Raw genomic sequence first — 19,430 nt, 5'->3', positions numbered from 1 at the left:
AATCCTTTCTATATAAAATCTTTATTATCAGTCAATTTATTGCCTTTAACAATGTCAATTGATATCTTTATTAGGTATATGAACAGTATTATATTTAGTAGGGAAGTTCCATCCGACAATATGCTGTGAGAGCCCGAAGTCATGTTCATGCCGCCTGATTTACCGAACAGAATGGAATATATATTGAAGTAAATTGTAATACTGTATCCTATACATAGCGTGAAAAATCTTCTGTCTTTTAAATATATGAAGCTTAGAATTGAAAGTGCCAGGGCAGGGAACAAATATCTTTCATGCATACCGGTTGAAAATGTAAATACTCCCGTAATTTGAATGAGGGCTGTAATAAATGCAAAGTCTTTATCTCCCTTTTTTGCATATATAAACCAGGAAAATAAAGTGATCGCTATAATGGCAATTATTCCCCATGTTCCATAGCTTAATATGAAAAATGTACTTGAGCTCTCTTTGTAATTTCCACCAAATAGATTAAAAAAATTGAATCCATTGACAGATGCGTAAGGGTATTCAGATATAGTTTTTGAGTATAGCTTGAAAATCCATAGAAAATTCTGATTATAAGAAAATGGAAGTATAATAGCTGCAGCTGTTATCAAAGCATAAATTATTGATTTTATAAAAACTACTGTATTTTTCCTTCTTACAAGTTCGAAGAAAAGCACTGGTAAAAATATAATTCCCTGGGGCTTCATAAGTATGGAGCATGTAAAAAATATAGATGAAAATGCAGGCCTTCCTTTACATATCATGAATATAGAGAGTACTATGAGCAATGTAAAAAATGAATCAACCTGACCCCATAGTGTCGAGTCAATGAATACAGCAGGGTTGAACATATAGAATAAGCTAAATAATAGACTGATTTCGAAGGAAAAATATTTTTTAGATATTCTGTATATTAAATAGGCTGTAAGTGTATCCGTCATTATAGAAGGAATTTTAAGCATCAATGTGTAGTAGCCACTTAATGAACTTATACTGCAAATTTTACCTATTATAAACAGTATGTAGATATAAAGTGGAGGATAATCACTTGAATTTGAATTCCCGTAAAATTGAAAAAAATTGTTTGCAGCACTGGAGGCCCAGCTTCTGAACAGGTTTATATCTCCCCTGTATCCTTCTACAATTGTCGATAATATAATTCTCAATATTAATCCTATGAAGAGTAGAGAAAAAATCAATATTTTCCTGTTGTCATTTCTTATTGTCAATTTCTTGTATTTCACAAGATATAAAAGAAGAAGGCTAATACCTATAAATGCCAAAAAATATACTGTCAGGACAGGAGAATATTTGTTGTTTGACATACCAAAATTAATATTTCTAGCATTTTGTGGCCTAGGCTGTCCTCCCTGCCTTTGAGTGGGCATATTTCTGCTTTTACCTTGAAATTGAACTGTATCATGCTGGTTTATATTGTTTCCAGCTGACTTGTAATTCTTTAGTGCATAAACACATGAGATTAAAGATAATAATATCAATAGAATTAAAATTACTTTAAGTGTATTTTTTTTCATGGAAATAATGTGCATCTATGATCTCCTTTCCTTTTACTATAAATATATTCTGATGGAAGAATCTTAAAAAATACTTAAAAAACAGTGGTAAATTTGTTAATATAATTTAAACTAATAATAGATGTACTGTATAATATAAACATATAGGAGGTTTGATCCATGGATAAAATTGCGCTGCTGACGGATTCAGCATGTGATATAGATGAGGATACTATAGCAAATTATAATATAAATATATTACCTTTTAGAATTATATATGATGATAGAGAGTATATAGATAAAATTGAAATTACTCCAGGTGAAGTTTATGAGAACATGAAAAGGGAGATACCGCGTTCATCGCTTCCATCAATGGATTGCATGGAAAATACTTATAAAAAACTTGAAGATGAAGGATATACGCACATTATAGCAGTAGTTATCTCAAGTGGACTTTCGGGGACATATAATGCGCTTAAGCTTGTGAGCCGAAGACACAAAAAGTTAATTACACATATATATGATTCAAAATCAACTTCTGTTGGTGAAGGCGTTATTTTAAAGGAATGCGGTGAACTTGTCCAAAAGGGATATAATTTTGAGCAGATTGTACATAAGATACCGGAAATTAAAAAGTGTATGCACTTCTTCTTTGTATTTGGTACGCTTGAATATGCAAAAAAAGGCGGGCGTATAGGAAAACTGTCCGGGACGATAGGTGAATTACTGGATATAAAACCTATTGTATATTTTGATGATAATCAAGGTATATGCCATTCCTATGGCAAGGTAAGGGGAATAAAACGTTCATTAAACAGAATCGTTGAAATAGGGAAAGAACTTCTTGAGCAGGGTAAATGTGATGTATATATTGTTCATGGTAACGCGGAAAAAGATGCAGAAAAAGTGAAGAATATGATTTCAAAGTTGGAAAATATCAGTAATATATATATGATAGGTCAGATAAGTCCAATAGTTGGAGTATATTCAGGTCCAGGGACTGTCGGAGTATGTTATAGGAGTTTGTAGTAGCAAATTTATATGATAAAATAAAACTATAAACAACTATATTTTAAAGTGGAGGTGCAATAGATGGGCAAGGATTTTTATAAAGCTGTGGAGGATAGACGTACTATATATTCTATAAGTAAGGAAAGTGTAATTTCTGATGAAAAGATACTGGAAGTAATCGAAAGTGCGGTAAAAAATGCCCCTTCGGCATTTAACTCACAAAGTTCAAGAGTGGTAGTGCTTTTAGGGAAATATCATGATAAGCTATGGGATATAACAAAGACGGAACTCAGTAAAATAGTTCCACCTGAAAAATTTTCACAGACTGAAGCTAAAATAAATTCTTTTAAAAGCGGATATGGAAGCATCCTATTTTTCGAAGATCAAAATGTTGTAGAAGAACTTCAGAAAAAATTTGCTCTCTACAAAGATAATTTTCCTATATGGTCTCAGCAGGGTTCAGGAATACTTCAATTTATAGTGTGGACATCACTTGAGATTGAAGGCTTTGGAGCATCTGTTCAACATTATAACCCTATTATAGACGATGAGGTAAATAAAACATATGATATCCCTTCAAATTGGAAGCTTATTGCCCAGATGCCATTTGGAAAACCGGAGGCTCCGGCAGATAAGAAGGAATTCCTTCCATTGAAAGATAGAATAAAGATATTTAAGTAGTATTTGAAAAGATGCTTTCTTGAGAAATAGAAAGTGTCTTTTTTATTCTATTATGTTAGAATAAATATAAATTACATTTTATGCTTAGGGGGGTTTTTTATGCAATACATAGACTTTCAGCCAAACTTTAAAATAAGAGGTGCTAAACTTGCATTAAAGTCTATTTCCATCTATAGAAATTTACTCAAGGATCCAGTTATAAATAAATTATATTCATTACTTGATTGCATGGATGGTTCAGATGTCAGTTTGGAGGAAGTTGTTGACCTATATAATGGATTCTTTTTTGAATTGTTACAAAGTGGGGCAAATTCGCTGGAGAGCCATATGGTAGATAAGATTATATTTGATGAAAATCCTTTCTCAAAGGAGAGGTTAAATATTGAAAAGGCTGTATCCAATGATCTTAAAAACCTTCAGCTTGCTGCTAGAATTAGCAGTACGGAGATAAAAGGTGTACTTGCACATGGTATACTGGATAATGAATGCAGGTATGTAGTGGAAGAACTGCCGGAGTGGAATAATAAGAACGCACGGGATGAGGATGCCACGGATTATATAGAATCCATAAAGGAAAAATTCTACTCAAGCGATGATTGGAGGAAATGTATTGATTATCTTAAAAAATTCCATCATGATTATGGGTATGGTATTTTTGCCAGATACAGGGCTTTTGTATGGGAACATGAATCTGGGAAGGGTAAATTTAAGAGTATAACCGATCCTGATCCAATTCAGCTTTCTGATCTTATAGGTTATAAAGAAGAACGGTCAGTCGTAGTAGAGAATACACTCCAATTTTTAAATGGATTTCCGGCAAACAACGTATTGCTTCATGGCGATAGAGGTACCGGGAAATCTTCTACAGTAAAGGCAATACTGAATAAATACTATAGTCTAGGACTGCGAATGATAGAACTTCCCAAGGCCTATCTTACGGATTTTCCGGATATAATAAGGAAATTGAGAAATAAACCTCAGAAATTTATTATATTTATAGATGATCTTGTATTCGGTGACAATGAAGAGAGTTACACTGCTCTTAAATCCGTACTTGAAGGTGGACTGGAACGCAGATCAAAGAATATATTGATATATGCAACCTCAAATAGAAGACATCTTGTAAAGGAGTATTTTAGTGACAGACTTGGATCCCAGGATCGAAACAACGAGGAAGAAATACATTCAGGAGACAGTAGGCAGGAAAAGCTATCTCTGGCAGACAGATTTGGTATAAATATAGTGTTTGTATCCCCTGATAAGAAAAAATATCTTGAAATTGTAGATGGAATCGTAAAGAAGAGAAAATTGAATATAGACAGGGAAACCCTTCACAGGGAGGCTGTCAAATGGGAGATGTGGTATAACGGACGTTCCCCGAGGACAGCAGTTCAGTTTGTAGACTGGATAGAAGGTCATAAATCAATAATGGAGAGTGAAAAAATATGATATCTGAAAAAATGAAGAAATATGTATCAAGGAGCTCTATAGTAAGGGCTATGTTCGAAGAGGGAAAAAGGTTGGCATCTATTTATGGAGAGGAAAATGTTTTTGATTTCAGCCTGGGTAATCCAAATGTCAAACCACCAGAGGACATAAAAAATTCAGTAGTTGAAATACTTGAAGATGAATCCCCGAATCTTGTTCATGGATATATGAGCAATTCCGGCTACGAGGATGTCAGAAGCATTATTGCTGAAAACCTAAATAGAAAGTACAAATTGAAATTGACTCAGAGCAATCTTATAATGACCTGTGGAGCGGCAGGAGGATTAAACATAATTTTAAAGACAATCATTAATCCTGGAGATGAAGTTATTGTTTTTTCGCCTTTTTTTGGAGAATATGAAAATTATGTAGATAATTTTGATGGAAAACTTGTAATTGTTCCTTCAAATTCCGAAACCTTCGAGCCTGATTTGAATGTACTGGAAAATAAAATAAATAATAATACAAAGGCTGTAATAATAAATTCTCCCAATAATCCAACCGGGATTATTTATTCGGAAAAACTTATAAAAGATATGGCGTATATCTTAAATAAAAAACAAGAGGAATTGGATAGCAGCATATATTTAATTTCAGATGAACCATACAGGGAAATTGCTTATGATGGTGTAAAGGTACCATACATATTGAACTACTATAGAAATTCCTTTGTAGGATATTCCTACAGCAAATCTCTTTCACTGCCTGGAGAAAGAATAGGGTATGTAGTCTGCAGCAGTGAAATGGATGATTTTGAGGATACAATGTCTGCTCTCAATGTGGCAAATAGAATTTTGGGATTTGTAAATGCTCCATCATTGTTTCAGAGAGTAATAGGGAAATGCATTGATTCAAAAGTTGATATAGACATATATAAGAAAAACAGGGATCTCCTGTACAATCATCTTGTGAAAATAGGATTTTCATGTATCAGGCCAGAAGGTGCCTTTTATCTTTTCCCTAAAGCACTTATTCCGGATGATGTGGAATTTGCAAAAGAGGCTAAGAAATTCAATCTGCTGATAGTTCCAGGTTCATCTTTCAAATGTCCTGGTTATTTTAGACTGGCTTATTGTATATCCTATGACAAGATAGAGAAATCCCTTGACAGCTTTAACAAATTAGCTGAAAGATATTTATAGAGTCAAATTATTAATAGGTAAATACCATTTTACCTGATCTCAAGGCTATTTTCCTTGACCACAGCCATTTGTTTGTGGTACTGTCGTCAAAATAATATATGGCACCTTTTGTTGGATCCGAACCATGAAGTGCATCATATGCGGCTTTTTTGGAATCCTCTGAAGGTGTTTTATTTATCCAACCATTTTCTACAGGAGTAAACTGATAATATCCATAGGACTTTTCATATATTATATCTTTTATTGTAGATGGAAATTCCGGGCTTTTTATTCTGTTTAAAACCACGGCAGCTACACCTATCTTGGCTGTATAAGGTTCGCTTTGTGCTTCAGCATTGACCAGTCTTGCCAAAAGGTCAAGGTCGCTTGTGGTATATGGAACCAGAGGCTTGGATTCATTCGATTGACTTGTACTACCAATAAAAATATGTCCTGAAGGTATATTCAATACCTGTCCAGGATAAATATAATTATTTACATTGTTGTTGGCTGCCTTCAATGTATCCACAGATATATTGTATTTTTTAGCTATTAGATAGAGGCTGTCGGAAGCTTGTACAGTATAAGTCCTGGAATCTACATTTAATATCTGATTTGGATATATAACGGTGGACTTCAGATTATTGTTCTTTATTATGGAATCTACACTGTTTTTAAACAATATACTTATTTTGAACAGGGAGTCACCTGATTTAACTTTATAGCTTGCTGCATGTACTTGTGTAAATGATATGGCTGAAAAGGCAGCAGTAAATAGAAGAATTCTTATTTTCTTAAAATTCATTGTATTTCCCCCTTATTTTGCCGGCGAGGTTAGTTGACGGGTTCGGGACGGGATATCCCTACTTAAAAAAAGATTCACCCCTGATAAAATATGATCCCCCGCATTCCATTTCTGGTAATTTAGGCTTGTCTATATGTGATATTCTAACAAATATCTGGGGAGTATATCTATATTAAATGTTTGGAATTGCTGTCATAATGATGTACTATAGTAAATTACAGAATTAAATGGAATAAAATAATATCCAGGAATATATTCCCGGATATTATTTTAATTGTGAATTGTAAACTATGAACTGTGCATTGAACCAAGTACTGCATTCATGCTGCCTGTTTTATAGCCTAATATGTCAAGAGTCACGTAAGTGAAGCCAATGCCTTTAAATTTATTTCCGATTTTGTCCATAAGTTCCAGACTGAAAAATTTGCTTCTCTCTTCTGGTGCTACTTCAATTCTTGCTATCTGCCCATGGTGTCTTACCCTTACTTGCCTGAAGCCAAGATCAAGAAGAAATTGTTCTGCATCTTCAACCATTTTCAATTTTTTGCTGTTGATTTCGTTTCCATATGGAAATCTAGAAGACAAACATGCAAAGGATGGCTTATTCCAGGTTGGCAGTCCCATATCCCTTGAGAATTTTCGAATGTCATTTTTAGTAAGTCCGGCTTTTTTTAAAGGACTGACTATTCCAAGCTCTTTTGCAGCTTCCATACCGGGTCTGTAATCCCCTGTGTCATCCAGGTTAGATCCGTCCATTACATAATCCATTTCATTTTTTTTTGCCACATTTGTAAGCTTTGAAAATAGTTCTTTTTTACAATAATAGCATCTGTTTACTGGATTCTGTGCATATCCTTTTATATCCAGCTCTTCTGATTCTATAATTATATGCTTTACACCTATAATCTTTGCATATTTTTTAGCTTCATTGAGTTCCCTCTTAGGATATGTGGAGGATGTTGCAGTTACTGCAATTACATTGTCACCTAGAACATCATGGGCAACTTTCAGGAGAAAAGTACTGTCAACTCCTCCAGAAAATGCAACGACAGCACTCCCAAGATCTTTGATATTTTTCTTTAATACATCCAATTTATTATCCATAATAACCCTCCAATTTTATGTGAAGTTTTATACTGTTGATCAACTAGTTATAATTATAACATAGATTAATCAGGTCGGCGATTTTATATAATTTTTAAATTTTAAATATATATCTGGATTGCTTTTCATAAATTTCACATAGTTATTGAAGCACTTTACGGTTTGTTTATTTATAGTATGTTCTATTTTTTCTGTTTCGGGCAGAATCATTTCATCTTTTACACCCAATAGTGCAAGAAAATTTGATATGGTGTTATGTCTGTTTATGAGGTCCCTTGCTATTTTTATTCCTTTTTTTTCAAGCATTATGACACCGTATTTTTCATATTTCAATATTTTCAATTTGGATAATTTTTGTATCATTTTGGTAACTGAGGGAGGTTGTACATTTAGTGAATCAGATAATTCATGGACTCTTGTAAAACCTGTGTTCACTGATAATCTATATATCATTTCCACGTAGTCTTCCATTGATGCTGTAAGAAGATTTTCATCTTTTTTCATGTATTCATTGAATGTAAAAAACTGGTCGTCATTCATAAATTAACTCACCTTGATTCCTAAAAGCATTAATAGATTATATGTTTGAATGACAAATATAATTACACTATTGGTTTTGCTGGAATTATGTACACAATGTATATTTGTATCCTTTAATTACATACATAAAGTTAATTGTTTGAAGCATAGAAATAAATTATAATGAATGTACTGAAATATTGATAATTTAGCAATACATTCTTTGCATTTTTAACATTTTAATATAAATTTAGGAGGGGTTTTAATTGTATGAATCAGTTATAAGACTTAGAATGAGCTGCAGTGATGCGCATTATGGTGGAAATCTTGTGGATGGAGCCAGAATACTTGCACTTTTTGGAGATGTGGCTACGGAGCTTTTAATAAAATATGATGGAGATGAAGGATTATTTAAAGCTTATGAAAATGTGGAATTTATTTCACCTGTATATGCTGGAGATTATATAGAAGTATATGGTAAAATTATAAAAACTGGAAATACTTCACGAAAAATGGAATTCGAAGCAAGAAAAGTAATATGTCCAAGAACTGATATAAATGATTCTGCAGCGGATTTTCTTGATAAAGCTATTATAGTATGCAGGGCAACAGGAACATGTGTTGTTACAAAAGACAAGCAGCGTATAAAAAGATAGAGGATTATGGGAGATGATAGTATGCAGAAGTTGATTATTACTGCAGCTATATGTGGTGCAGAGGTAACTAAAGAACAAAATTCAAACATTCCCTATTCAGTAAATGAAATTGTCAATGAGGCAGAAAGTGCGTACAGGGCGGGAGCAAGTATAATTCATCTTCATGTAAGAAAGGAGGATGGTACACCAACCCAGGATTTTAATATCTTTAAAAAGTGCATTGATGCAATCAGGTGCAAATGTAAGGATGTCATAATACAGACTTCTACAGGAGGATCGGTTGGTATGGATGATGATGAGAGATTGAATCCAGTTTACCTTAAGCCCGAAATGGCAAGCCTTGATTGTGGCACTTTGAATTTTGGGAATGATGATATATTTGTGAATAAAGAAAGTACTATAATTTATTTTGCAGAAAAGATGAATGAAATGAATGTAAAAGCAGAAATTGAGGTATTTGACAAGGGTATGATAGATACTGCCCTGAGGTTTCAAAATAAAGGATATTTTAGCTCTCACCTTCATTTCAATTTTGTTATGGGTGTGAGAGGAGGTATAGGTGCTACTTTGAGGGACCTGACTTTTATGATAGGGAGTATACCCAGCGGGGCAACTTATACTGTAACAGGCATTGGAAAATACCAGTTTCCAATGGCAGCTATTGCCATTGCTGCAGGAGGAAATGTAAGAATTGGATTTGAAGACAATATATATATTAAGAAGGATGTACTTGCAAAATCCAATGGAGAGATGGTGGAAAAAATAGTTAGAATGGCTGGAGAAATAGATAGGGACATTGCTACACCGCAGGAGGCCAGACAGATTCTTCACATTTTATAGATGAAATTTGGGAGGTAGTTGGATGATAGGTCGTAAATATGGAATTCACAGGGTCATAGAGCCAAAAGGTGTATTACCCCAGGCAGCTCTTAAAATATCAAATGATATAAATATATCAAATGATGAAATACTTATAGATGTCAGTGCTTTAAATATAGATTCCGCAAGCTTTACCCAGATAGAAATGGCTCAAAAGGGAAATATGGAAAAGATAAAGGAAAATATAATGGAAATAGTTGAAAACAGAGGGAAAATGCAAAACCCCGTTACAGGTTCGGGAGGAATGCTCATAGGAACAGTAGAAAAAATAGGTAGTGATATCCAGCCAAAGACAAACCTTGAAATTGGAGACAAGATTGCAACATTGGTTTCACTATCTCTTACACCTCTTAAAATATATAGCATTAAAAAGATATATAAGGATATAGATAGAGTTGAAATAGATGGAAAGGCAGTGCTTTTTGAAAGTGGATTGTATGTAAAACTTCCGGAGGATCTGAGTGAAAATCTGGCTCTTGCAGTACTTGACGTTGCCGGTGCTCCTGCCCAGACATCGAAGATGGTAAAAAAAGGTGATAGAGTCCTTGTATTAGGAGGTTTTGGCAAGTCGGGAATACTGTGCTGTTATGAGGCAAAAAAAAGAGCGGGATCTACAGGAAAGGTAGTTGGATTAGTAGCATTTCAGAAGGACAAGGAATATCTTATAAAAACGGGATTTTGTGATGAAGTTGTTGTTGCCGATGCAACAAATGCAATGGAAGTTTTGGAGAGAACAATTCATGCAAATGCTGGAAAAGAATTTGACATAGCAATTAATTGTGTGAATGTACAAAATACGGAGATGTCCACAATACTTCCAGTGACAGATAATGGTACTGCATATTTCTTTTCCATGGCTACAAGCTTTACAAAGGCTGCACTTGGGGCAGAAGGAGTTGGAAAAGACGTAAAGTTGTATATTGGAAATGGATATACGAGGGGACACGCAGAAATAGCTCTTGATGAGCTGAGAGAATCTGAAGTTTTAAAAAAGATTTTTGAAGAAAGATATTCCTAATTTGAAGTAAAGGGGATTTTAATATGATAACAAGTAGAAAGCAGGAGCTTTTTAAAGATGTTGAAGATTATAAGTGGAATGACTGGAAATGGCAGGTTAAAAATAGAATTGAAACAGTAGATGAGCTGAAAAAATATATTGAGCTTACACCAGAAGAGGAATACGGGGCGAAAAAGTGTCTTGAAAAGTTCAGAATGGCTATAACTCCCTATTATTTGTCTCTGATAGATACAAAAGATAAGTTTGATCCGATAAGAAAGCAGGCAATTCCTACTATAGATGAAACTTATATTTCAGATGAAGATCTCCTGGATCCGCTTCATGAAGATGGAGATTCACCTGTCCCCGGACTTACGCACAGATATCCTGACAGAGTGCTTATGCTCATAACAGATCAATGTGCAATGTACTGCAGGCACTGTACGAGAAGAAGATTTGCAGGGCACAGCGACAATTTTCTTCCCATGGCACAGATTGAGAAGTGTATAGAATATGTAGCCTCTAATCCGGCCGTAAGAGATGTACTTTTATCAGGTGGAGATGCTCTTCTCATAAGTGATGATAAACTGGAGTATATAATAAAAAAATTACGAAAAATTCCACATGTGGAGATAATAAGAATAGGTTCAAGAGTTCCTGTGGTCATGCCTCAGAGGATAACTGAAGACCTTGTAAACATGCTCAAAAAATATCATCCAATATGGCTCAATACACATTTCAATCATCCTAATGAAATTACGGAAGAATCCAGGCGGGCATGTGAAATGCTGGCAGATGCGGGTATTCCACTTGGAAACCAGTCTGTTCTGCTGAGGGGAGTAAATGACTGTGTTCATGTAATGAAAAAACTTGTAAATGAACTTGTAAAAATAAGAGTCAGACCCTATTATATTTATCAATGTGATCTTTCCATGGGACTGAGTCACTTCAGGACGTCTGTTTCAAAAGGAGTGGAGATAATAGAAGGACTTAGAGGACATACGTCTGGATACTGTGTGCCTACTTTTGTAGTTGATGCTCCCGGCGGAGGCGGCAAGATACCTATAATGCCGAATTATGTAATAAGCCAGAGCAATGACAAAGTCATAATGAGAAATTTTGAAGGAGTTATAACCACTTATCAGGAACCGGAAAATTACAGACCGGACTGTCACTGCGAAGTGTGCAGAGGAAACAAGAAAGTCCACAGAATAGGAATTTCAGGATTACTCAATGGCGAAAAGATGACCATAGAATGTGGAGACTCCGAGAGAAAAATGAGAATAAAAAAATTTACGGGGAGGATTGACGCAGAGTCTAAAAATATATAGATATGAAAAGATCCGAAGATTTTAAAAATCTTATGAACTGTCTACGGAGATACAGGAGCATATCACTTATAGGACTTGAGAAAAATACAGGGAAAACAACTACCCTGAAATTCTTACTGAATCGATTTAGACAGCAAAAAATAGGAGTTACTTCCATAGGAAGGGACGGCGAGGAAAAAGATCTTGTAACATTTACAAAAAAGCCCAGAATTTATATAAGAGAGAATACTTTAATTGCCACATCAAAGTCATGTATACTCAAAAGCGATGCAACTTTGAACATAGTTGATGAGTTGAACATGTCAACCCCGCTGGGAAATATAATATTAGGAAAAAGTGTTTATCCCGGATTCATTGAGATTGCAGGGCCCTCTACTAAAGGGCAGATGAGGCATGTCATAGAGAAGTTTATGGAATACGGATGTGAACTGTCAATTATAGACGGTGCATTGTCCAGAAAAACATTTGCCTCTCCTGAAGTTACGGAAGCATCAATATTGTGTATAGGTGCGGCTTTTTCAGGGAATGTGGAAAATCTGCTTGAAGAGACCTGCAATCTGTTGAGGTTATTTTCTATAGGAAAAGTTCAGGACAATATAGGTAGAATTTATGATGAAAATATGGTTGATTGCAGAATTGCTTTTGTATATGATAACAGGATTGAAAGAAGTAATTTGAAGACATCAATAGGCTCATCCGTAGAAATAATATCCAATTTCAAGGAGAATTTGGAATTCATATTTATAAAAGGTGTTGTAACGGATAAACTTATAATGGATATTGCAAATTCATCATTGAATTTAGGTCAGGTGACTTTTGTAGTAGAAGACAGTACTAAGCTGTTTTTAGGTAAAAACAGCTTTAACATATTTACAGCCAGGGGAGGCAGGATTAAAGTAAGAAATAGCATGAATATAATAGGAATAAGTGTGAATCCCCTGTCAACATCCGGGTATATTATGGATTATGATTTACTTTGGAAGAAAATGAAGGAGAATACGGACATACCGGTTTTTAATGTAATGGAATATGATTTGGATGTGATTGAATGAACTATATAGATAAAACCACTCTGGAGGAAATAGGGTATTACCATATACTTGACAAGCTTTCAACATCTTGTGTATATACAGGTGATATTTTGCATGATCTAAAGCCGTTGAAGAAAGAAAATAAGCTTTTATTAGAATACAGCAATATACAGCAATGTTTTTCTATTGCAAAAGATAATATTGTTATGGATAATTTTAAAAATATACTCCGCAGATTCAAGGATATAAGGAACACTTTTACAAGATGCAGTGAAGGAAATGTTCTAGATGAAGTAGAACTTTACGAAATAAAATATTTTGTGGGATTGAACTATGAGCTTGAAGAACTGTATGAAGATTGCGACCTGGATATATATGGTGTAACACTTTATGATTTTTCGGAGATCTATAAGCTGCTCAATCCTATAAAATCCAAAACTTCAAGCTTTTATATATACGATGAGTATTCTTCAAAACTTCGAGATATAAGGTATTTAAAGAAGAAACTTGATGGGGAGATGTTTCGAGAAAAAGATTCTAAAAGACAGCGAGAACTGTTTGAGAAAAGGCAAAAGCTGGTGGACCGGGAAAGTGCTGTGGAATATGAGATAAGAAGATATCTATCTTTTAATATTTCCAGGTATGTGGATGAGTTGTTGTATACAACCTTGTCACTGGGAAGGCTGGATATTGCTCTTGCCAAATCAAAACTTACATTGGATTATGATATGTGCTGTCCAAAACTGTCTGCAGCTCCAGGCATATATATGAAAAATGCCGTAAATCCGGTTATAAAAGAGCAGGTGACAAAAAGGGGAGGAAGATTTTATCCAATATCAATTGATGCCGGAGAAGGTACAACTGTAATAACTGGTGCCAATATGGGAGGAAAAACTGTGGTGCTCAGGACAATTTTACTTAATTATGTGATGTCCGTTATGGGATTTTACACATTTTCTGATTACTTTGAGTTTTCACCACTTGATTTTGTCTGTTTTTTGTCGGAGGATCTTGTACCGGCACAAAATGGATTAAGCAGTTTTGGCGGGGAAATGCTCGAATTGAAAAAAATACTGGACAGGGTCAAAAACGAAAGAGGGCTCATAATTATTGATGAATTTGCACGAGGTACGAATCCTGCAGAGGGTAGCAATATAGCAAAGGCCCTTGTAAGTTACATGAACAGATTCAATTCAATATGCATAGTTTCTACACATTATGACGGAGTATGTAATTTTGCAAAATTGCACTATCAGGTAAGAGGACTCAAAAATGTTGATTTTAAAAAGCTCCATAAATCCGGAAATAATAGTGGTGACTATTTGAAATCAATAAGTGATTCCATGGACTATACGCTGGAGAGAGTAGATAAAGATATTCCCATACCGAGGGATGCCATCAATATATGTTCTCTTATTGGCATAGATGAGGAAATTATAAATATAGCAGAGAAACTATATGACAAGGAGGGAAAGTATGAGAGATAAGCTTAACTTGAATTTTGAAATAGTAGAAAAAGCCAGAGCTTGTGCCAGAAACATATCTATGGACGTACAAAACTTTATTGACAGGCATACTACTGTTTCTGTAGAGAGAACTATATGCAGACTTATGGGAATTGACGGTGTGGACAAGAATGGAGTTCCTCTTCCAAATGTAGTAGTTGACAATATAAATGAAGGAGATAATTTATCAAGAGGTGTATCCTTTTATCTGGTGAATGCTATGCTGTCTACAGGGCTTGCAGCAGATGAGATAGCGCTGAAGGTTTCAGAGAATAAAATTGACCTCAAGGAATTTAAAAATGGGGACCGATTTGAAACCATGCAGAGGTCCGTGGAGATTGCACAAAAAAATGTCAACAAGATAAGGGAAAACAAATATGAAAGGAACAGGTTTATAGAAACTTATGGAGATAAGCAGGGGCCGTATTTGTATGTAATTGTTGCAACAGGAAATATATATGAGGATATAACCCAGGCAGTTGCGGTAGCAAAGCAGGGAGCTGATATTATAGCTGTCATAAGAACCACAGGGCAGAGCCTTCTTGATTATGTACCCTATGGAGCAACAACCGAGGGCTTTGGAGGTACTTATGCAACCCAGGAAAATTTCAGGCTCATGAGAAAGGCCCTTGACGAGGTTGGCAGCAAGCTAAATAGGTATATAAGGCTTTGTAATTACTGTTCCGGTCTCTGTATGCCAGAAATTGCAGCCCTTGGTGCCATGGAACGACTTGATGTGATGTTGAATGATGCACTTTATGGAATATTGTTTAGGGATATAAACATGAAAAGAACGCTTGTAGATCAATACTTTTCCAGAGTTATAAACGGATTTGCAGGTATAATAATAAACACGGGAGAGGACAATTATTTGACTACTGCAGATGCTTATGAAGAAGCACATACTGTACTGGCATCACAGTTTATAAATGAGCAGTTTGCACTTATGGCAGGGCTTGCGGAGGAACAGATGGGCCTTGGACACGCATTTGAAATGGATCCAGATATGGAGAATGCGTTTGTATATGAGCTTGCACAGGCACAAATGGCACGGGAGATATTCAGCAAGGCACCTTTAAAATATATGCCGCCTACAAAATATATGACAGGTAATATTTTTAAGGGACATGTACAGGACGCGCTTTTCAATATGGTGACTATAATGACGGACCAGAAAATCCATCTTCTTGGAATGCTTACGGAAGCTATCCATACTCCATTTATGTCTGACAGGGCTCTTTCCATAGAGAATGCTTCCTATGTATTCAATTCCATGAAATCTCTTGGAGAGGAAATAGAATTTAAAGATGGTGGAATAATACAGAAACGTGCCGACCTTGTACTGAGAAATGCATTTTCACTTCTACAGGATATTGAACGTGATGGACTCTTCAATACTATTGAAAAAGGTGCTTTTGCAGGAATAAAGAGGTCAAGGGAAGGAGGAAAAGGTCTGGAAGGTGTTATTGTAAAAGATGAAAGCTATTTTAATCCATTTATTGAACTGATGTTATAAAATATGGGAAGGTGATTATTATGAGTGGTGGATTATATTCCATGGAAAAAAAGGAATTTGATAAGACACTTGATTTAAAAAATGTAAGACCCTATGGAGATACCATGAATGATGGAAAGGTACAGGTAAGTTTTACGCTTCCAGTAGAGGATTCTGAGAAGTCCACAGAGGCCGCAAGACTTATTGCAGAAAAAATGGGGCTTGAAGAACCGGATATAGTATGCCATAAAAAACTTGATGAGGATTTTACATTTTATGTAGTATACGGAAGCCTGAAATATGGAGTAGACTATACGGGAATAGTTGTTAAAACCGTAGGTATAAAAACAATGTCCATGGATGAAATAAACGAGTATATAAGGGACAAGATCAAGAGAAAACTGGTTGTAGTTGGTGCTAGTACAGGTACGGATGCCCACACTGTAGGAATAGATGCCATAATGAATATGAAGGGATATGCAGGACATTATGGCCTTGAAAGATATGACATGATAGATGCCTATAACCTTGGAAGCCAGATGGAAAATGAAGAATTTGTCAAAAGAGCTGAAGAACTTAATGCAGATGTACTTCTGGTTTCACAGACGGTAACGCAGAAAAACGTTCATATAAAAAATCTTTTGAATCTGGTCGAACTTTTAGAGGCAGAAGGGTTGAGAGATAAAATAGTACTTGCGTGCGGCGGTGCAAGGATAACCCATGAACTTGCAAAGGAACTGGGATATGATGCAGGGTTCGGACCAGGAAAATTTGCAGATGATGTGGCTACTTTTTTTGTTACGGAAATGACAAAAAAATATTCTGTTTAGTTCTGAATAATCAATCCAAACAGAATATTTTTATAGGTGCCAGTTCATGCAATAATTTTACTTAAGAATGACCTGGTTCTTATATTTTTAGGATTGTTGAATATTTCTTCTGGCGGAGCTTCCTCAAGTATTTTACCGCTGTCCATAAATATGACTCTGTCAGCCACTTCCTTTGCAAATCCCATTTCATGTGTAACTACAACCATGGTCATACCCTCTTCTGCAAGTTCCTTCATTACATTTAGAACTTCTCCAACAAGTTCAGGATCCAGCGCAGAGGTAGGTTCATCAAAAAGCATTATGTCGGGATTCATGGCAAGGGCCCGTGCTATTGCCACTCTTTGTCTCTGACCACCTGAAAGTTTTGACGGATACATGTCAAGCTTGTCTATAAGTCCAACTTTTTCAATTATTCTCTTTGCCCTCTTTTCAACTTCGTTTTTATTCTCTTTTTTTACCTTCAACGGAGCCACCATTACATTTTGAAGAACTGTCATATGAGAGAATAAATTAAAATTCTGAAATACCATGCCCATCTTTTCAATTATGGATCTTGTACTCTTTTTGTTCTTGTAATTTATAGTTTGTCCTTCAATACTGACTTCGCCGGAATCCGGTATTTCAAGGCTGTTGAGACATCTTAAAAAGGTACTTTTACCGGAGCCGGAGGGTCCTATTATTACCAGAACCTCACCTTTTTTTACATTTACACTTATATTATTAAATACAACGAGATCTCCAAAAGTCTTCGTTAAATTTTTTGCTTCTATCATATACATTTTATCCACTCCCTTAAGCGTATTTGGACATTCTTTTCTCAAAAGCTGTAAACAGGCAGGTGAATACTGTTGTCATTATTAGATACATGCATGCGGCAGTGAGATACATTTCTATAGGCGCAAACTTTGCAGATGAAATTTGTTGTGCAGTTCTCATCAATTCAACCATAGCTATAGTTGAAACGAGTGATGTATCTTTTATCATTGCTATAAATTCATTTCCAAGTGCCGGCAGAATAATTCTTATTGTCTGGGGTAGTATTATTATTTTCATTGTCTGTACATACGAAAAGCCAAGAGCTTTTGCAGCCTCGGTCTGTCCCTTGTCTATACCAAGTATTCCACCTCTTATGATTTCTGCCATATAGGCTGCACTGTTCAAACTCAAGGCAATTACTGCAGCTTTAAATTCAGTAAGGGTTATACCTATTGCGGGAAGACCATAGTATATAAAGAACAGTTGAACTAGTAGAGGAGTTCCTCTTATGATCCAGGTATAAAATGAAGCTATGTATGATAACACTCGGTTAGAAGATATTTTTAAAAGTGAAATTAAAATTCCAAGTAAAGTTGCAATCACCAAGGAAATTACTGTTAACTCTATTGTCATGAGACATCCACGTAATATGACCGGCATACTGTTTATAATTATATCTATATTCATATTTTCCTCCTGGTTTTATAATGCTTGTGAAAGTATTCTAGGATGAATTTATTGGCCTGTCCCAATATTAATTGAGGCAGACCTTATTCTACTATTTAGAATTTATTATTTTGTAATATCTGTACCAAACCATTTCTCAGAAATTTTTGCAGCAGTTCCGTTTGATTTTAAAGCTTCATAGGCTTTACTGAATTCAGCTGCCAGATCCTTGTCTTCAAGTCTGAAGGCTGCTCCAAATGGTTCATCAGTGAGTTTTTCACTTAAAACGTCGAAACCTTTCTTTTGTTTTTTGTAATAATTTGCTACAACATTGTCAACTACAACTGCATCAGTTCTTCCTATTATAAGGTCATTATATGCATCAGTTATCTTGTCATATGTTTTTATCTGTTTTACACCGGGAATTTTTTTTGCAGCTTCTTCACCTGTTGTTGAAATTTGTACACCTACTACTTTTCCATTTAAATCTTTTGATGATTTAATAGCTGTATTACCCTGTTTTACAGATATTACCTGACCACCGTGAATATATGGACCGAAGAAAGCCATGGATTTTTTTCTTTCATCGGTTATGCTGACGGATGAAAGAACACCATCATATTTTTTACTCTTTAATCCCATAAATATTCCATCCCATGCAGTTGAAACAAATTCGACTTTTACACCCATCTGTTTACCTATGGCAGTTCCCATATCTATATCGAAACCTACAAGTTTGTTGCTTCCATCTCTAAACTCCATTGGTGGATAGGTATCGTCTACAGCAAGTACTACTTTTTTGTCCTTTTTAACTTTTTCAAGTGTACTTCCGCTGCTGGAAGAATTGGAACCACTGTTTTGTTTTCCACATCCTGCAAATAAAACTGTTATTACTGATACAGCAATAAGAATTGATAAAATTTTTTTCATAAAGTAGATCCCCCTTTAATTTGCTTTAAGTTAATTTTATTAATATATCATAATACATACAATATACTTATTGTACCAGATTGTTCAAAAACCCGGGACTTTTTA

Annotated in this window: 19 protein-coding genes and 1 riboswitch; of the genes, 12 read left to right on the top strand and 7 right to left on the bottom strand. The window is 35.1% G+C overall.

Translation table 11 applies throughout. The features are described from left to right. Window positions 1–8 precede the first annotated feature (8 nt). Complete coding sequence (locus ACSVC9_RS09810; protein ID WP_446897311.1) at window positions 9–1,541, bottom strand: hypothetical protein; 1,533 nt, start codon at window positions 1,539–1,541, stop codon at window positions 9–11. A 159-nt stretch (window positions 1,542–1,700) separates the two neighbouring features. Here ACSVC9_RS09810 and ACSVC9_RS09805 point away from each other — a divergent pair, with 159 nt between their 5' ends. The 4 genes from ACSVC9_RS09805 to ACSVC9_RS09790 all read left to right on the top strand — a co-directional run bounded on the left by ACSVC9_RS09805 (window position 1,701) and on the right by ACSVC9_RS09790 (window position 5,842). Next, the gene (locus ACSVC9_RS09805) at window positions 1,701–2,549 is read left to right on the top strand and encodes a DegV family protein (RefSeq protein WP_446897310.1); all 849 of its coding nucleotides are present in this window, start codon (window positions 1,701–1,703) and stop codon (window positions 2,547–2,549) included. 63 nt (window positions 2,550–2,612) lie between these two features. Beyond that, complete coding sequence (locus ACSVC9_RS09800; protein WP_446897309.1) at window positions 2,613–3,212, top strand: nitroreductase family protein; 600 nt, start codon at window positions 2,613–2,615, stop codon at window positions 3,210–3,212. A gap of 99 nt (window positions 3,213–3,311) precedes the next feature. Next, complete coding sequence (locus ACSVC9_RS09795; protein ID WP_446897308.1) at window positions 3,312–4,661, top strand: ATP-binding protein; 1,350 nt, start codon at window positions 3,312–3,314, stop codon at window positions 4,659–4,661. Continuing rightward, window positions 4,658–5,842 carry a pyridoxal phosphate-dependent aminotransferase gene (locus ACSVC9_RS09790; RefSeq protein WP_446897307.1) on the top strand — a complete coding sequence of 395 codons (1,185 nt, stop codon included), beginning with the start codon at window positions 4,658–4,660 and terminating at the stop codon, window positions 5,840–5,842. The genes ACSVC9_RS09795 and ACSVC9_RS09790 overlap by 4 nt, the downstream gene beginning before the upstream one ends. 10 nt (window positions 5,843–5,852) lie before the next feature. Here ACSVC9_RS09790 and ACSVC9_RS09785 read toward each other — a convergent pair whose 3' ends face one another. From ACSVC9_RS09785 to ACSVC9_RS09775, 3 genes are all read right to left on the bottom strand, one after another. Next, window positions 5,853–6,626, bottom strand: coding sequence for a cell wall hydrolase (locus ACSVC9_RS09785; protein ID WP_446897306.1), 774 nt, complete (start codon window positions 6,624–6,626; stop codon window positions 5,853–5,855). Between the two features lie 3 nt (window positions 6,627–6,629). Beyond that, window positions 6,630–6,762: riboswitch (cyclic di-AMP (ydaO/yuaA leader) on the bottom strand. 152 nt (window positions 6,763–6,914) lie between these two features. Further along, window positions 6,915–7,730, bottom strand: coding sequence for an ATP-dependent sacrificial sulfur transferase LarE (larE, locus tag ACSVC9_RS09780; protein WP_446897305.1), 816 nt, complete (start codon window positions 7,728–7,730; stop codon window positions 6,915–6,917). Between the two features lie 69 nt (window positions 7,731–7,799). Beyond that, a complete protein-coding gene (locus ACSVC9_RS09775) occupies window positions 7,800–8,270 on the bottom strand; it encodes a metal-dependent transcriptional regulator (RefSeq protein WP_446897304.1) in 471 nt (156 codons plus the stop codon). Between the two features lie 272 nt (window positions 8,271–8,542). On the opposite strand from ACSVC9_RS09775, the gene kal reads away from it, so the two are divergent. Genes kal through kamE form a run of 8 tightly spaced genes read left to right on the top strand, consistent with a single transcriptional unit; the run spans window position 8,543 to window position 16,973 of the window. Then, the gene (gene kal, locus ACSVC9_RS09770; protein WP_446899840.1) at window positions 8,543–8,905 is read left to right on the top strand and encodes a 3-aminobutyryl-CoA ammonia lyase; all 363 of its coding nucleotides are present in this window, start codon (window positions 8,543–8,545) and stop codon (window positions 8,903–8,905) included. Window positions 8,906–8,926: 21 nt separating this feature from the next. Then, window positions 8,927–9,745: a 3-keto-5-aminohexanoate cleavage enzyme gene (gene kce, locus ACSVC9_RS09765; RefSeq protein ID WP_446897303.1), complete on the top strand. Its 819-nt coding sequence runs from the start codon at window positions 8,927–8,929 to the stop codon at window positions 9,743–9,745. A 22-nt stretch (window positions 9,746–9,767) separates the two neighbouring features. Then, window positions 9,768–10,802, top strand: coding sequence for an L-erythro-3,5-diaminohexanoate dehydrogenase (gene kdd / locus ACSVC9_RS09760; protein WP_446897302.1), 1,035 nt, complete (start codon window positions 9,768–9,770; stop codon window positions 10,800–10,802). A 23-nt stretch (window positions 10,803–10,825) separates the two neighbouring features. Then, window positions 10,826–12,112: a lysine 2,3-aminomutase gene (gene kamA / locus ACSVC9_RS09755; RefSeq protein WP_446897301.1), complete on the top strand. Its 1,287-nt coding sequence runs from the start codon at window positions 10,826–10,828 to the stop codon at window positions 12,110–12,112. 2 nt (window positions 12,113–12,114) lie between these two features. Continuing rightward, window positions 12,115–13,164: a lysine 5,6-aminomutase reactivase subunit KamB gene (gene kamB / locus ACSVC9_RS09750; RefSeq protein WP_446897300.1), complete on the top strand. Its 1,050-nt coding sequence runs from the start codon at window positions 12,115–12,117 to the stop codon at window positions 13,162–13,164. Beyond that, window positions 13,161–14,630 (top strand): lysine 5,6-aminomutase reactivase ATPase KamC, encoded by a 1,470-nt coding sequence (gene kamC / locus ACSVC9_RS09745; protein WP_446897299.1) that lies wholly within the window; start codon window positions 13,161–13,163, stop codon window positions 14,628–14,630. The genes kamB and kamC overlap by 4 nt, the downstream gene beginning before the upstream one ends. Continuing rightward, a complete protein-coding gene (kamD, locus tag ACSVC9_RS09740; RefSeq protein ID WP_446897298.1) occupies window positions 14,620–16,164 on the top strand; it encodes a lysine 5,6-aminomutase subunit alpha in 1,545 nt (514 codons plus the stop codon). The genes kamC and kamD overlap by 11 nt, the downstream gene beginning before the upstream one ends. 20 nt (window positions 16,165–16,184) lie before the next feature. Beyond that, entirely contained in the window at window positions 16,185–16,973 is a 789-nt protein-coding gene (kamE, locus tag ACSVC9_RS09735; protein WP_446897297.1) for a lysine 5,6-aminomutase subunit beta, read from the top strand. A gap of 44 nt (window positions 16,974–17,017) precedes the next feature. Here kamE and ACSVC9_RS09730 read toward each other — a convergent pair whose 3' ends face one another. The 3 genes from ACSVC9_RS09730 to ACSVC9_RS09720 form a co-directional block, all read right to left on the bottom strand. Then, a complete protein-coding gene (locus ACSVC9_RS09730) occupies window positions 17,018–17,752 on the bottom strand; it encodes an amino acid ABC transporter ATP-binding protein (protein WP_446897296.1) in 735 nt (244 codons plus the stop codon). A gap of 13 nt (window positions 17,753–17,765) precedes the next feature. Further along, window positions 17,766–18,416 carry an amino acid ABC transporter permease gene (locus tag ACSVC9_RS09725; protein WP_446897295.1) on the bottom strand — a complete coding sequence of 217 codons (651 nt, stop codon included), beginning with the start codon at window positions 18,414–18,416 and terminating at the stop codon, window positions 17,766–17,768. 105 nt (window positions 18,417–18,521) lie between these two features. Further along, on the bottom strand, window positions 18,522–19,325 hold the full coding sequence (locus ACSVC9_RS09720; RefSeq protein WP_446897294.1) for a transporter substrate-binding domain-containing protein: 804 nt from the start codon (window positions 19,323–19,325) through the stop codon (window positions 18,522–18,524). Window positions 19,326–19,430 lie beyond the last annotated feature (105 nt).

It is taken from the genome of Clostridium sp. LBM24168 (genome assembly GCF_052953915.1).
Note: the sequence above shows the minus strand (reverse complement) of the source record. Positions and strands in the feature narration are given on the sequence as shown.

What these genes read in the sequence shown, in the direction of transcription:
- ACSVC9_RS09810 (WP_446897311.1), bottom strand. Translation starts at nt 1,541, where the DNA reads ATGAAAAAAAATACACTTAAAGTAATTTTAATTCTATTGATATTATTA.
- ACSVC9_RS09805 (WP_446897310.1), top strand. Translation starts at nt 1,701, where the DNA reads ATGGATAAAATTGCGCTGCTGACGGATTCAGCATGTGATATAGATGAG.
- ACSVC9_RS09800 (WP_446897309.1), top strand. Translation starts at nt 2,613, where the DNA reads ATGGGCAAGGATTTTTATAAAGCTGTGGAGGATAGACGTACTATATAT.
- ACSVC9_RS09795 (WP_446897308.1), top strand. Translation starts at nt 3,312, where the DNA reads ATGCAATACATAGACTTTCAGCCAAACTTTAAAATAAGAGGTGCTAAA.
- ACSVC9_RS09790 (WP_446897307.1), top strand. Translation starts at nt 4,658, where the DNA reads ATGATATCTGAAAAAATGAAGAAATATGTATCAAGGAGCTCTATAGTA.
- ACSVC9_RS09785 (WP_446897306.1), bottom strand. Translation starts at nt 6,626, where the DNA reads ATGAATTTTAAGAAAATAAGAATTCTTCTATTTACTGCTGCCTTTTCA.
- larE (WP_446897305.1), bottom strand. Translation starts at nt 7,730, where the DNA reads ATGGATAATAAATTGGATGTATTAAAGAAAAATATCAAAGATCTTGGG.
- ACSVC9_RS09775 (WP_446897304.1), bottom strand. Translation starts at nt 8,270, where the DNA reads ATGAATGACGACCAGTTTTTTACATTCAATGAATACATGAAAAAAGAT.
- kal (WP_446899840.1), top strand. Translation starts at nt 8,543, where the DNA reads ATGAGCTGCAGTGATGCGCATTATGGTGGAAATCTTGTGGATGGAGCC.
- kce (WP_446897303.1), top strand. Translation starts at nt 8,927, where the DNA reads ATGCAGAAGTTGATTATTACTGCAGCTATATGTGGTGCAGAGGTAACT.
- kdd (WP_446897302.1), top strand. Translation starts at nt 9,768, where the DNA reads ATGATAGGTCGTAAATATGGAATTCACAGGGTCATAGAGCCAAAAGGT.
- kamA (WP_446897301.1), top strand. Translation starts at nt 10,826, where the DNA reads ATGATAACAAGTAGAAAGCAGGAGCTTTTTAAAGATGTTGAAGATTAT.
- kamB (WP_446897300.1), top strand. Translation starts at nt 12,115, where the DNA reads ATGAAAAGATCCGAAGATTTTAAAAATCTTATGAACTGTCTACGGAGA.
- kamC (WP_446897299.1), top strand. Translation starts at nt 13,161, where the DNA reads ATGAACTATATAGATAAAACCACTCTGGAGGAAATAGGGTATTACCAT.
- kamD (WP_446897298.1), top strand. Translation starts at nt 14,620, where the DNA reads ATGAGAGATAAGCTTAACTTGAATTTTGAAATAGTAGAAAAAGCCAGA.
- kamE (WP_446897297.1), top strand. Translation starts at nt 16,185, where the DNA reads ATGAGTGGTGGATTATATTCCATGGAAAAAAAGGAATTTGATAAGACA.
- ACSVC9_RS09730 (WP_446897296.1), bottom strand. Translation starts at nt 17,752, where the DNA reads ATGTATATGATAGAAGCAAAAAATTTAACGAAGACTTTTGGAGATCTC.
- ACSVC9_RS09725 (WP_446897295.1), bottom strand. Translation starts at nt 18,416, where the DNA reads ATGAATATAGATATAATTATAAACAGTATGCCGGTCATATTACGTGGA.
- ACSVC9_RS09720 (WP_446897294.1), bottom strand. Translation starts at nt 19,325, where the DNA reads ATGAAAAAAATTTTATCAATTCTTATTGCTGTATCAGTAATAACAGTT.